Source organism: Streptomyces sp. H39-S7, from assembly GCF_027158205.1.
Taxonomy (GTDB): Bacteria; Actinomycetota; Actinomycetes; order Streptomycetales; family Streptomycetaceae; genus Actinacidiphila.
In genome coordinates this window covers 95,075-108,125 of sequence record NZ_JAPVLU010000007.1, presented here as the reverse complement: position 1 = coordinate 108,125, position 13,051 = coordinate 95,075, and the positions used below count along the sequence as shown (strand labels likewise).

At 70.1% G+C, this 13,051-nt stretch carries 7 protein-coding genes; 2 read left to right on the top strand and 5 right to left on the bottom strand.

The annotated features are described in order from the left end of the window. Positions 1 to 72: 72 nt before the first annotated feature. From O3X23_RS08815 to O3X23_RS08805, 3 genes are all read right to left on the bottom strand, one after another. The gene (locus O3X23_RS08815) at positions 73 to 2,094 is read right to left on the bottom strand and encodes an oxidoreductase (protein ID WP_269270661.1); all 2,022 of its coding nucleotides are present in this window, start codon (positions 2,092 to 2,094) and stop codon (positions 73 to 75) included. A gap of 106 nt (positions 2,095 to 2,200) precedes the next feature. Then, positions 2,201 to 3,109, bottom strand: a complete 909-nt coding sequence (locus tag O3X23_RS08810) for a LysR family transcriptional regulator (protein WP_269270659.1) — start codon at positions 3,107 to 3,109, stop codon at positions 2,201 to 2,203. Positions 3,110 to 3,235: 126 nt separating this feature from the next. Next, positions 3,236 to 4,921, bottom strand: a complete 1,686-nt coding sequence (locus tag O3X23_RS08805; protein ID WP_269270658.1) for a discoidin domain-containing protein — start codon at positions 4,919 to 4,921, stop codon at positions 3,236 to 3,238. Between the two features lie 339 nt (positions 4,922 to 5,260). On the opposite strand from O3X23_RS08805, the gene O3X23_RS08800 reads away from it, so the two are divergent. Continuing rightward, a complete protein-coding gene (locus O3X23_RS08800) occupies positions 5,261 to 9,271 on the top strand; it encodes a discoidin domain-containing protein (protein WP_269270656.1) in 4,011 nt (1,336 codons plus the stop codon). A 76-nt stretch (positions 9,272 to 9,347) separates the two neighbouring features. Here the strand turns inward: O3X23_RS08800 and O3X23_RS08795 are convergent, their stop codons facing one another. Beyond that, positions 9,348 to 10,127 (bottom strand): DUF6227 family protein, encoded by a 780-nt coding sequence (locus O3X23_RS08795; RefSeq protein ID WP_269270655.1) that lies wholly within the window; start codon positions 10,125 to 10,127, stop codon positions 9,348 to 9,350. Between the two features lie 206 nt (positions 10,128 to 10,333). Between O3X23_RS08795 and O3X23_RS08790 the strand changes: the two genes are divergently transcribed. Continuing rightward, positions 10,334 to 11,590, top strand: a complete 1,257-nt coding sequence (locus O3X23_RS08790; protein ID WP_269270653.1) for a phosphodiester glycosidase family protein — start codon at positions 10,334 to 10,336, stop codon at positions 11,588 to 11,590. A 6-nt stretch (positions 11,591 to 11,596) separates the two neighbouring features. On the opposite strand, the gene O3X23_RS08785 is transcribed toward O3X23_RS08790, so the two are convergent. Beyond that, positions 11,597 to 13,012 (bottom strand): GH1 family beta-glucosidase, encoded by a 1,416-nt coding sequence (locus O3X23_RS08785; protein ID WP_269270652.1) that lies wholly within the window; start codon positions 13,010 to 13,012, stop codon positions 11,597 to 11,599. Positions 13,013 to 13,051 lie beyond the last annotated feature (39 nt).

Sequence of the window (13,051 nt, the reverse complement as noted above, 5' to 3'; positions counted from 1 at the left end):
TAGCGGCCCCGGAATCCCGCCCCGACGCACACCGGCCCGGCGTGCGCCGGGGCGGTGTGCGCCGGCCCGGGGTCAGAGTGCCGCCGCCAGTTCGGTGCCCTGGCGGATGGCGCGCTTCGCGTCGAGTTCGGCGGCGACGTCGGCGCCGCCGATGAGGTGCGCCGGGTGCCCCGCGTCGCGCAGCGCCTCGTACAGGTCGCGGCGCGGCTCCTGGCCGGTGCAGAGCACGACGGTGTCGACGGCGAGCACCTCGCGCCGGCCGTCGACCGTCACATGCAGACCCGCGTCGTCGATGCGGTGATAGGTGGCGCCGGCGACCATCGTGACCCCGCGGTGCCGCAGTTCGGTGCGGTGGATCCAGCCGGTCGTCTTTCCCAGTCCCGCGCCGACCTTGCTCTCCTTGCGCTGCAGCAGGTGCAGGCTGCGCGGTGAGGTGCCCCGCTGCGGCTTCCGCACCCCGCCCCCGGCCTCGTAGCCGGGGTCGACCCCCCACTGGCGGAAGAACGCCTCGGGGTCCAGGCTAGCCGAGTCGCCGCCGTCGCTGAGGAACTCCGCCACGTCGAAGCCGATGCCGCCGGCGCCGAGGATCGCGACGGAGTGCCCGACGTGGGCTCCGTCGCGCAGCACGTCCAGGTAGCTGAGGACGCTGGGGTGGTCTACTCCCTCGATGGCCGGGCTGCGCGGGACGACGCCGGTGGCGAGGACGATGTCGTCGAACCCCTCCGCGGTGAGGGTGTCGACAGTGACGGTGGTCTTCAGCCGTACGTCGACGCCGTGGAGGTCGAGCTGCTCGCGGTAGTAGCGCAGCGTCTCGTTGAACTCCTCCTTGCCGGGGACCTTGCGGGCGATGTTGAGCTGTCCGCCGATCTCGGTCGCGCCGTCGAAGAGGGTGACCGCGTGCCCGCGTTCGGCCGCCGAGACCGCGAAGGCCAGTCCGGCCGGCCCCGCGCCGACCACCCCGAGACGCTTGCGGCGGCGGGTGGGCCGAAGGACCAGCTCGGTCTCGTTGCAGGCGCGGGGGTTGACGAGGCAGGACGTGATCTGCCCGCTGAACGTGTGGTCCAGGCAGGCCTGGTTGCACCCGATGCAGGTGTTGATGGCGGCGGACTGTCCGCGCCGGGCCTTGGCGACGAAGTCCGGGTCGGCCAGCAGCGGCCGGGCCAGCGACACCATGTCGGCGCGGCCCTCGGCGAGCAGCTGCTCGGCCAGTTCGGGGGTGTTGATCCGGTTGCTGGTCACCAGGGGGATGCCCACGGACCCCATGACCTTCTTCGTCACCCACGTGAAGGCGCCGCGCGGGACGGAGGTCGCGATGGTCGGGATGCGCGCCTCGTGCCATCCGATGCCGGTGTTGATGATCGTCGCGCCGGCCGCCTCGATCTCCCGTGCGAGGGTGATCACTTCGTCGAGGGTGGATCCGCCCGGTATGAGGTCGAGCATCGAGAGCCGGTAGATGAGGATGAAGTCCGGCCCGACGCGCTCGCGGACCCGCCGCACGATCTCGACCGGGAACCGGATGCGGTTCCGGTACTCGCCGCCCCAGCGGTCCTGCCGCTGGTTGGTGGGCGCCGCGATGAACTCGTTGAGCAGGTATCCCTCGGATCCCATGATCTCGACGCCGTCGTAGCCGGCGAGCTGCGCGAGCCCGGCCGCCCGGACGAAGTCCTCGACGGTCTGCTCGACCTCGTCCTCGGTCAGCGCGTGGGGGGTGAAGCGGCTGATGGGCGCCTGGAGGGCGCTGGGCGCGACGAGGTCGGCGTGGTGCGCGTACCGGCCGAAGTGCAGGATCTGCATCGCGATCTTCGCGCCCTCGCGGTGCACGGCCGCGGTGACCGCGGTGTGCTGCTCGGCCTCGGCCTCCGTCGTCAGCTTCGCACCGCCCTCGTACGGGCGCCCCGCGTCGTTGGGGGCGATCCCGCCAGTGACCATGAGCCCCACACCGCCGCGGGCGCGGGTGGCGTAGAACTCGGCCATCCGCTCGAAGCCGCGGGGCGCCTCCTCCAGACCGACGTGCATCGAACCCATCAGCACCCGGTTGGGCAGGGTGGTGAAGCCCAGGTCGAGAGGGCTCAGCAGGTGGGGGTAGTCGCTCATCAGGGGGCCTCCTCGCGCGGACTCGTAGGGCAAGTTCTAGACGAGTCGAGTCGATTATGCAACAAGTTGCATAGAGGTCACGCTGCGGGTCATGAGCTCGCGGCGCTCAGGCGGGAGCTTCCTCCGCCCGTTCCGGCAGCATCGCGCGAGCCCGCCGGATCAGGGCGCGGGCTGCCGGACCGGCCGGGCCCTCCGCGCGCCAGGCGAGCGCCAGGCGCCCGCGCAGTTCCGGCCCGGTAAGCCGCACGGGGTGCAGTTCGCCGGGATAGGAACGGGCGAGGGATTCGGGCAGGATCGCCACTCCCAGACCCCGCGCCGCGAACTGCGCGAGGACGGTGGGATCGGCCGCCTCGAACGCGATCCGCGGCCGGAAGCCCGCCGCGGCGCAGGCCCGGTCGACGACGGTGCGCAGTCCGGTGCCCCGCGGCAGGCACATCAGCGGAAGGCCGCCGAGGGCGTCGACGGCGATCGAGGTCCGGCCCGCCAGCGGATCGCCGGTGGCGACGGCGACGACGAACGGCTCGTCCACGACGACCTGCACCCCGATTCCCGGCGGGGGCTCGTCCGCCAGACTGACGACCGCCACATCCAGCCGCCCGGCGAGCAGCGCCTGGAGCAGGTGGTCCGAGGTGTCCTCGATGAGGCCGATCTCCACCGCCGGATGGCGGTGGTGGAAGTCGGCGAGCAGTCCGGCCAGGTCCACGGCCTGCCCGAGCGAGGTCACGGTACCGACCGCGACATGCCCGCGGACCAGTCCGGTCAGCTCCTCGACGGCCTGCCGGGCGCCGGCGACCGCGGCCAGCGCCGCCCGCGCGTACGGCAGCACGGCGGCGCCCACATCGGTGGGCCGGACCGTGCGCCCGGAGCGGTCCAGCAGGTCCTGGCCCAGCTCCCGTTCCAGGAGGCGGATCTGGGCGCTGACCCCGGGCTGTGCCACATGGAGTCTGGCTGCGGCCTTGGTGAAGCTGGCCTCTTCGGCGACCGTCACGAGGTATTCGAGCTGGCGCAGTTCCATAACCGATAACGCTAGCAGTCGAGCCATCCATCACCAGGGCTTATGGGCCGCGGTGGGCTGACCCATGGTGCACCGGTTCGGCATCGGCCAGGACGCCGACGCCGAACCGGGCGTGCGGAACGGCCTTCAGGACGCGAAGACCTGGAATTCGGCGACCTGCCCCGCCGGCCAGCCCGTGTTGGCGGTGAACTGCAGCCGCAGGTACCGGACGGTCGCGGTGGCCGGGAAGGTGATGGTGGCGCGGTTGCCGGTGGCCGGATCGAAGGTGCGGCCGGCCGCACCGGCCACGGTGGTGAAGTTCGCGCCGTCCGTACTGCCCAGGACGGAGAGCGTCTGGGTCCTGGCCCCCCAGGCGGCGGCCGGCGGCACGGACAGAACGATCCGCTTCGTGGCGACCGCCGAGCCGAGGTCGACCTGCAGCCACTGCGGGAACGCGTTGTTGGCGCTCTCCCAGTAGCTGTTGGCGTCGCCGTCGACGGCGTTGCCCGCACCGTAGCCCTGCGTGTGGCCGCTCTCCGACGTCGGCCGGCGCAGCGCGAGGTTCGAGTCGACGGGCGGGGGGCCGCCGCCGAGGACCGGAACAGTCGGGCGTACCGGGGTCAGCGCGAGCTGGCCCTTGAGCATTCTGCCGCCGTCGGCCGTCAGCCGCAGGTAGTAGTCGGCGGAGCAGGCCGTCCCGTCCTCGTCCAGCCCCAGCAGGCCGGAGCCCACTGGGATGGCCGACGCGTTCTCGGCGGTCCTGGCGATCTGGTTGCCCTCGTTGTACTCGTCGAACATCGAGATGTAGATGCCCTGGGCGCCCGCCCGCACCACGTTGTAGAACTGCCGCCACATGAAGTCGCCGTGCGCCCGCTGGCGTGCGGTCACGTCGCCGGGGAGCACGCACGGCTGGTAGTCGATGCCGTGGGCGTTGCAGTCGGCCTGGTCCGGAACGGTGCACAGGTCGTAGAAGTGGTCGGAGTCCCCCGCGTTGCCGATGCGGCCGACCATCCACGGGGAGAGCATGTGGAAGGCGCGGTAGACGTCGAGGTACCCGGGACGTGAGTCGTTGATCCCGGTGCGCCAGTACGTCGGCACACCGCCCATGACGTAACAGCCCTGGTTCTTGAACCAGTTGACGACGTCGAGGCAGGCCGCGGGCGACCAGGGGTGGTTGTCGTCGGCGAAACCGAAGCCCCAGACGCCCACGACCGGCTTGCCGTTCTGCCGCGCGTACGCCGGGGAGGAGGTCAGGGCTGCCATCTTGGCGGTCCAGTCGGCCTTGATCTCCGGTTGCATGTTCGCCCAGCCGCTGACGTCGTACATGACGTAGAACTTGCGGTCGTTGGCTTCCGCCGCGGTCCTGACCTTCACGGCCATCGCGTCGCGGGTGGCGCCTTCGCCACCGTTGGGGTTGAACCGCTGCAGGGCGGCGGTGTCGCAGCCGTTCTGCCGCATCGACAGGAAGTGGGCGTTGACCGTCTGCTGGTCGTAGGAGGAGAAGAGCGTCGCGGGCTGCCCGTTGCCGAGGTTGCCGTACGCGGTCCGGTAGGCACCGGTGTACTCCCGCATGTCGGGCCAGGCCCGGATCGCGTTGTTGGCCGGGGACGGCGGCTGGGACCAGTTCTGGCTCCAGTGCCACCAGCCGTTGATGGGCGCTCCGTCGCCGGGCGCGGCGAACCAGCCCTGGTAGCCGACGGTGATCTTCCCGACCACGTCTCCGGGCGGGCTCGCGGCAACGGCCGCCCCTCCTAGCGCACCGGTGGCCGGCAGGGCGCCGAGGGCGACTCCCGCCGTCACCGATCCGATGAACACCCGGCGTGAGATCCCCATGTGGACTCCTCCCGTTGTACACGGTTGCGCGCCGTTGACCGGTCAGCGGCAGATCGTAGCCAGGACAAAACACCGGCGCAATAGATCGCGCGAAGCCAGCAAATTATGCAGATGGCACTGAAAATACGTCCCACACCCGGTTTCGGACACCCCAAGCCGATCTTGCACGGGCGTAGACGCCGTCGTAGCACGTCTGTAACACTCTGCTAACTCAATGCAAATTTATTGCAGAGTGACGTTCATTCTTCACCGTTCTCCGCAACTTCGTCGGCGAGAGCGAGGCCGAGGCCTCACTCGCCCCCCACTCCTGACACTCCGGACGAGAGACAGAGGAACGCAGTGAGATCGAAGCGGATACCCAAGCTGGTCGCGGGCTCGCTCGCGACCAGTCTGTTGCTTCTCGGCGGGCCGGTGCTCCGGGCCGCGGCGGCCGAGTCCGCCCCCAACGCGGCGACGGGGAAGTCGGCCACGGCCAGCGCGTCCAGCGGCGGCAGCACGGCCGGACACCTGAACGACGGCGACCAGTCCACCTACTGGGAGGGCAGCGGCACCGCCCTCCCGCAGTGGGCCCAGGTCGACCTCGGGCGCAGCAGGACCATCGACCAGGTCACCCTGAAGGTTCCCGCCGGCTGGTCGAGCCGCACCCAGACGCTCGCCGTGCAGGGCAGCGCCGACGGCACGAGCTACGAGACGATCGTCGGCTCCGCCAAGTACGTCTTCGCTCCCGGCTCCGGCAACGCCGTGAAGATCAGGTTCCCGGCGGCCAACACCCGTTTCGTCCGGGTCGCCGTGACGGCCAACACCGCCAAGGCGGCCGCCCAGATCTCCGAACTGCAGGTCTCCGAGGCAGTGGCCTCGACCGACAACCTCGCCATCGCCAAGACCATCACGGCGAGCAGCTCCAACTCCCCCTACGTGCCGGGCAACGCCAACGACAGCAACCAGGCCAGCTACTGGGAGAGCAACAACAGCGCCTTCCCGCAGTGGATCCAGGCCGACCTGGGAGCCACCGTCGGGGTGAACCAGCTGGTGCTGAAGCTGCCGACCGGGTGGGAGACCAGGACGCAGACGCTGTCGGTACAGGGCAGCACCAACGGCTCGGCCTTCACCGACATCGCCGCCTCCAAGGGCTATGTCTTCAATCCGTCCACCGGCAACACGGTGACGGTGAACTTCAACACGATCAACACCCGGTACGTCCGGCTGAACGTCACCGCCAACACCGCCTGGCCCGCGGCCCAGCTGTCCGAGTTCGAGCTCTACGGACCGACGACGGGCGACACGCAGGCGCCCACCGCACCGGCGAGCCTGGCCTACACCCAGCCGGCGTCGGGCCAGATCAAGCTGACGTGGAACGCGTCGACGGACAACGTCGGCGTCACCGGCTATGACGTGTACGCCAACAACGTGCTGCGCACCAGCGTGGCCGGAAACGTCCTCACGTACACCGACAGCCAGCCCGACACGGCGACCGTCGCCTACTACGTCAAGGCCAAGGACGCGGCCGGCAACGAGTCGGTCAACAGCAACACCGTCACCCGTACGGGCACCGGTGGCGGCGGCTCGAACCTGGCGGTCGGCAAGGCCATCACCGCCTCGTCCACCACGCAGAACTTCGTCGCCGCGAACGCGAACGACAACAACGTGGCGACCTACTGGGAGGGCGGCAGCGGCTACCCCAACACGCTGACCGTCGCCCTGGGCTCCAACGCCGACGTCAACTCGGTCGTGGTGAAGCTCAACCCGGACGGCGCCTGGGCGACCCGCACCCAGACCATCCAGGTCCTCGGGCGTGAGCAGGCCTCCTCGTCCTTCACCAGCCTGACCTCACCGACCGTCTACACGTTCAACCCGGCCACGGGGAACACAGCGACGATCCCGGTCGCCGGGCGGTTCGCGGACGTCCAGCTCAAGATCACGTCGAACTCCGGCGCGGGCGGTGGCCAGGTCGCCGAGTTCCAGGTGGTCGGCACGCCGGCACCCAACCCGGACCTGACGGTGTCCGCGCTCACCGCCTCGCCCGCCACGCCGGTCGAGACCGACGCGATCACGCTCTCCGCGACGGTCAGGAACATCGGCCCCGCGGCCGCCGGCGCGACCAGCGTCAACCTCTACCTCGGCACCACGCTCGCCGGCACCGCGCCGGTCGCCGCCCTCGCGGCCGGGGCGTCGGCCACCGTCTCCGCCAGCATCGGCGTGCGCACCGCGGGCTCCTACCCGCTGAGCGCCAAGGTCGACGAGGCCAACGCCGTCATCGAGCAGAACGAGGCGAACAACGCCTTCACCAGCCCGAGCCCGCTGGTCGTCACCCCGGTGGCCAGCTCCGACCTGATCGCCTCGCCCGTCAGCTGGACCCCGGGCAACCCGGCGACCGGCAACACGGTGACGTTCTCGGTGGCCATCAAGAACCAGGGCACCATTGCCTCCGCGAGCGGCGCCCACGGCATCACCCTCACGGTCACGGACACCACGTCCGGCTCCGTCGTGAAGACCCTGACCGGCGCCTACAACGGGACGATCGCGGCCGGCGCCACCGCCGCCCCGGTCAACCTGGGCACCTGGACGGCCGGCAACGGCAAGTACAGCGTCAAGACCGTCCTGGCCAACGACGCCAACGAACTGCCGGTCAAGCAGGCCAACAACACCAGCACCCAGCCGCTGTTCGTCGGGCGCGGCGCCAACATGCCGTACGACATGTATGAGGCCGAGGACGGCGTCCTCGGTGGCGGCGCGGCCGTCGTCGGGCCGAACCGGACCGTGGGCGACGTGGCGGGCGAGGCGTCGGGCCGCAAGGCCGTCACGCTGAACTCGACCGGCTCCTCCGTCGAGTTCACCGCCAAGGCCAGCACCAACACGCTGGTCACCCGCTTCTCCATCCCGGATGCCGCGGGCGGCGACGGCATCAACTCCACCCTGAACATCTACGTCAACGGCACCTTCCTCAAGGCGATCGACCTGACGTCCAAGTACGCCTGGCTGTACGGGAACGAGACCGGTCCGGGCAACTCGCCCGGCGCCGGCGGACCGCGTCACATCTACGACGAGGCCAACATCCTGCTCGGGACGACCGTCCCGGCCGGATCGAAGATCAAGCTGCAGAAGGACGCCGCCAACACCACGCAGTACGCGATCGACTTCATCAACCTGGAGCAGGCGACGGTGATCGCCAACCCGGACCCGGCCAAGTACACGGTTCCGGCCGGTGTCACGCACCAGGACGTGCAGAACGCGCTCGACAGGGTCCGGATGGACACCACGGGCACCCTGGTCGGCGTCTACCTGCCCCCGGGCGAGTACCAGACGGCGAGCAAGTTCCAGGTGTACGGCAAGGCCGTCAAGGTGGTCGGAGCCGGTCCCTGGTTCACCCGCTTCAACGCGCCCTCGACCCAGGCCAACACCGACAACGGCTTCCGGGCCGAGGCGTCCGCGAACGGCTCCTCGTTCTCCGGGTTCGCCTACTTCGGCAACTACACGTCGCGGATCGACGGCCCCGGCAAGGTCTTCGACTTCTCCAACGTCGCCAACATCACCATCGACAACGTCTGGAACGAGCACACGGTCTGCCTCTACTGGGGCGCCAACACCGACAACATCACCATCACCAACTCCCGCATCCGTGACACGTTCGCCGACGGCATCAACATGACGAACGGCTCCACGGACAACCACCTCAACAACATCGAGGCGCGGTCCACCGGCGACGACAGCTTCGCGCTCTTCTCCGCCATCGACGCCGGCGGGGCGGACGAGAAGAACAACGTCTTCGAGAACCTGACGTCGATCCTGACCTGGCGCGCCGCCGGTGTCGCGGTCTACGGCGGCTTCGCGAACACCTTCCGGAACATCTACATCGCCGACACCCTGGTCTACTCGGGCATCACGATCAGCTCGCTGGACTTCGGGTACCCGATGAACGGCTTCGGCACCGATCCGACCAACCTGCAGAACATCTCGATCGTGCGGGCCGGCGGGCACTTCTGGGGCAGTCAGGTCTTCCCGGCCATCTGGGTCTTCTCGGCCTCGAAGATCTTCCAGGGCATCCGCGTCAGCGATGTCGACATCGTGGATCCGACGTACAGCGGCATCATGTTCCAGACCAACTACGTCGGCCAACAGCCGCAGTTCCCGGTGAAGGACACCATCTTCACCAACATCTCCATCACCGGTGCCCAGAAGAGCGGTGACGCCTTCGACGCCAAGTCCGGCTACGGCATCTGGGCCAACGAACTCCCCGAGCCCGGCCAGGGCCCGGCGGTCGGCACGGTCACGTTCAACAACCTCCGGATGAGCAACAACTTCCAGAACATCAAGAACAACACCTCGACCTTCACCATCGTCCAGAACCCGTAAGGAGCGCGCAGCCACCTGACCGACGCGAGTGCCGCCGGGAGACCTGACCCTCCCGGCGGCACTCGCGTTCGCGTTCCTACAGCGCTTCGAGAAGTCGCTCCGCCGCGTCGCGGGCCGTGTCCTCGCGGTCGTAGACCTCGCAGACGGGGTGGCGGTCCGGGGTCATGGAGTGGTCCACCTCCCAGAGGCTGATCTCCTCGCCGCCGGGGAGCAGGAACGCGTGCTCGTACAGGGTCCACCCGGCGCAGCGCTCGCCGACCGCCCTGCTGTTGCTGCCGGCGAAGGCTATGTCGTGGCCGACGGCGGAGAGCACCCGCAGGCGGACCGTTTCGCCGGGGAGGTCGGGGTTGACCGCCCGGCGCAGCAGCCGCATGGCGTGGTCGGCGGAATCGGCCGCCTGGTACCTGTGGCGCCGGCCCGTGGCCGAGAGGGTGAAGTGCAGGTCCTGCCGGTTCTCCGGCAGGTCCCCGAGCGCGGCGCTGTGTTCCAGGTCGCGGAAGCGGAGGTCCACCTCCAGTTCGGCCGCCAGCAGGGCCGGCTCGTCCGCGAAGAGCTCGTGCACGAGTCGTGCGTGGGGGCCGGTGTCGTGCTCCAGTTCCCAGAGGACCGGAGTCGTGCCGTCCGGCAGCAGGAAGACATGGCGCAGGGTGCGGCGGCCGAGCATCCGGCCGGGCTCCGTGCTGTAGCGGTTCGAGACCGGTTCGGCGCGGTGCACGATGGCGGTGCGCAGCCGCGCGAGCAGTGCCGCGGAGATCGGTGCCGGCCGGCCCGCACGGGCCAGCAACCCGTCGAGGTGGTCGGACGAGGTCCGGTCGTTGAAGTCGTCTCGCGACCTGGTGGGTTCCGTGTACGTCATGTGGCCCTCTTGATGATCACGTCCCGGCCGTTCAGGCGCTCAGAGTAGTGGTCCATGCACGCTCTGTGCCAGTGGTTCTCCGAGGTTCGTTCGGCTGGGCCGATCGTGGTGCGCGGCGGGCGCGCGGGTGGTTCTCCCACCGATGCGATTAGGCCGACAGACGAGGGGATAAAGCGGATTAAATTACCCATGAGAGAGGGAGCGCCATGACGCATGGGGCGGGCGGACAGATCACGGACGTTCACGAGTCGGCGGAGCACGGCGGCACTGTCGGCGACGACCTGGCCGAGAACGGCACCCGGCGGCGGCGTCTGCTGCCGTGGAAGCACCGGCGGGACCTGACACCGGCCCAGCTGCGCCGGAGACAGGTCCTCACCCGGGGCACCCTGGCCGTCGGACTGGTGTGCGTCGGCACGGTGGGCTGGTCGGTGGGGCAGGCGCTCACCTATCCCGGCAAGGACAGCGTGCTGGCACGGCTCGCCGAATGGAGCCGCGACCACCGGCTCGGCGTGGTGGTCGACAAGCTGGAGGACCTGGAGTACCAGCTCGACCCGCCGCAGGTGGGCGGCACCCTGCCGCCCGACGCGCTGGACCGGATGAAGGCCACCACCGCCGCTGCCGCCGTCCACCAGTCGGAAGTGCCGCTGCGCGAGCCGATGGAGCCCGTCGTCAGCCCCGGCCTGCCGGGCGAGGGCGTCTGGCGTGCGGTGGCCGACTCCCACGGCCTGCCGATCGTGCAGGCGACGTACGTGCGTCCCGACAGCGAGCACACCTCCTACCAGGCGGCGATCGCCTGGATCAGTGCGAAGCACTCGCGCTTCCAGCTCCACCCGGGCTTCCGCGAGCCGGGCGGTACCTTCTCCGTGCCGCCGACCATTCCCCCGGATCATCGGACCGGGCTCGTCGCGACCTGGAACGGCGGCTTCCGGGTCACCGACGGCGGGTCGAACGGCGGCTTCTACCTCAACGGCCGGACCGCCGGTGAGCTGCGGTCCGGCGCCGCCTCCGAGGTCTTCTACCGCGACGGGTCCATCGCGATCGGCGTGTGGGGCCGCGACGTCTCCATGACTCCGGACGTCGTCGGCGTCCGGCAGTGCCTGGAGCTGATGGTCGACGGCGGCAGCGTCGTGCCCGACATCGGCAACGACGCCAAATGGGGCGTCACCGACCAGAGCAAGATGTACGTGGAGCGCTCCGGTGTCGGGGTCACCGCCTCGGGCGACATCATCATGGTCGTCGGGCAGGCGCTCACCGCCCGCACGCTGGCCGACCTGATGCAGCGCGCCGGCGCGGTCCGTGCCATGCCGCTCGACATGAACCGCGCCTGGCCCTCCTTCATGGCCTATGACGGCAGCCGCGACCCCGCCAACCCCACTCCCACCAATCTCCTCGACTTCGAGAACCCGGCGGACCGCTACTACGTCAAGGCGACGCGCGACTTCGTAGCCGTCTACGGCAGGTAGCCGCGCCTACAGCGGCGGGCTTCCGGCCGGCAGCCCGCCGGCGCGGATGACGTCGGCGTACCATCGCGCGCTGTCCTTCAGGGTGCGCTGCTGGCTGGCGAAGTCGACATGGATCATGCCGAACCGCTTGCTGTACCCGTACGCCCACTCGAAGTTGTCCAGCAAGGACCAGAGGAAGAAGCCGCGGACGTCCGCGCCCTCCGCGATGGCCCGGTGGACGGCGGCGAGGTGGGTGCTCAGGTAGGAGATGCGCTCGGGGTCGTGGACGTCGCCCGACGGGTCGCGGTAGTCGTCGTACGCGGCGCCGTTCTCCGTGATGAGCAGCGGCACGTCGGGCAGTTCGGCCCGCAGCCGGGTGAGGATCTCGTGCAGCCCGCTCGCGTCCACCGGCCAGTCCATGGCGGTCCGCGGGCCGGGGGCGGCCACGAACCGGGCGTGCTGCTCGGCCCCCGGCCAGGCCGACGGAATGGCGCTGGTCCCGGCGGCCACGACGGTGGGGGTGTAGTAGTTCAGGCCGAGCGAGTCGAGCGGACGGGAGATCGCGGCGAGGTCGCCGTCGCGCACGAAGTGCCAGTCGGTGAGCGCCGAGGTGTCGTCGATCAGGTCCTGCGGGTACCGGCCGTGGAACACCGGGTCGAGGAAGACCCGGTTGGCGAGCGCGTCGATGCGGCGCGCGGCGTCCAGGTCGGCCGCCGACCGGGTCAGCGGCCGGACCGCCGCGAGGTTCAGCGTGAGGGAGACCTCCGCCGTCGACGGCAGCAGGTCGCGCAGCACTCCGACGGCCCGGCCGTGGGCGAGGTTCAGATGGTGCGCGGCGCGCAGTGCCGCGGTGGGCTCGGCGCGGCCGGGCGCGTGCACGCCCTCCGCGTACCCCAGGAAGGCGCTGCACCACGGCTCGTTGAGCGTCGTCCAGGTCGGCACCCGGTCGCCGAGGGCGCCGGCGACGATCGCGGCGTAGTCGGCGAACCGGTCGGCGGTCTCGCGGACCGGCCAGCCGCCGGCGTCCTCCAGCTCCTGCGGCAGGTCCCAGTGGTAGAGGGTCAGGACGGGCCGGATCCCCCTGTTCAGCAGCTCGTCGACGAGCGAGCGGTAGAAGTCCAGGCCCTTCTGCAGGGCGGGGCCGCGCCCGGTGGGCTGGACGCGCGGCCAGGACACCGACAGCCGGTAGTCGGTCAGGCCGAGTCCGGACATCAGGGCGACGTCCTCGGGCATCCGGTGGAAGTGGTCGGCGGCGATGTCACCGGTGTCGCCGTTGCGGACCTTGCCGGGGGTGTGGCTGAAGGTGTCCCAGATGGACGGGGTACGGCCGTCCTCCCGGGCGGCGCCCTCGATCTGGTAGGCGGCGGTGGCCGCGCCCCAGCGGAAGCCCGGAGGGAAGGTGAGTGCGGTGGCGGCTTCCGGGCACGCGTCGATGGCGGTCATCAGGAAAGGCTCCCAACACGGTCGTGAGGATTCGAAGGG

Bases quoted from the DNA above. Each gene is read 5' to 3' on its own strand.
- O3X23_RS08815 (WP_269270661.1), bottom strand. From the start codon at position 2,094: ATGAGCGACTACCCCCACCTGCTGAGCCCTCTCGACCTGGGCTTCACC.
- O3X23_RS08810 (WP_269270659.1), bottom strand. From the start codon at position 3,109: ATGGAACTGCGCCAGCTCGAATACCTCGTGACGGTCGCCGAAGAGGCC.
- O3X23_RS08805 (WP_269270658.1), bottom strand. From the start codon at position 4,921: ATGGGGATCTCACGCCGGGTGTTCATCGGATCGGTGACGGCGGGAGTC.
- O3X23_RS08795 (WP_269270655.1), bottom strand. From the start codon at position 10,127: ATGACGTACACGGAACCCACCAGGTCGCGAGACGACTTCAACGACCGG.
- O3X23_RS08790 (WP_269270653.1), top strand. From the start codon at position 10,334: ATGACGCATGGGGCGGGCGGACAGATCACGGACGTTCACGAGTCGGCG.
- O3X23_RS08785 (WP_269270652.1), bottom strand. From the start codon at position 13,012: ATGACCGCCATCGACGCGTGCCCGGAAGCCGCCACCGCACTCACCTTC.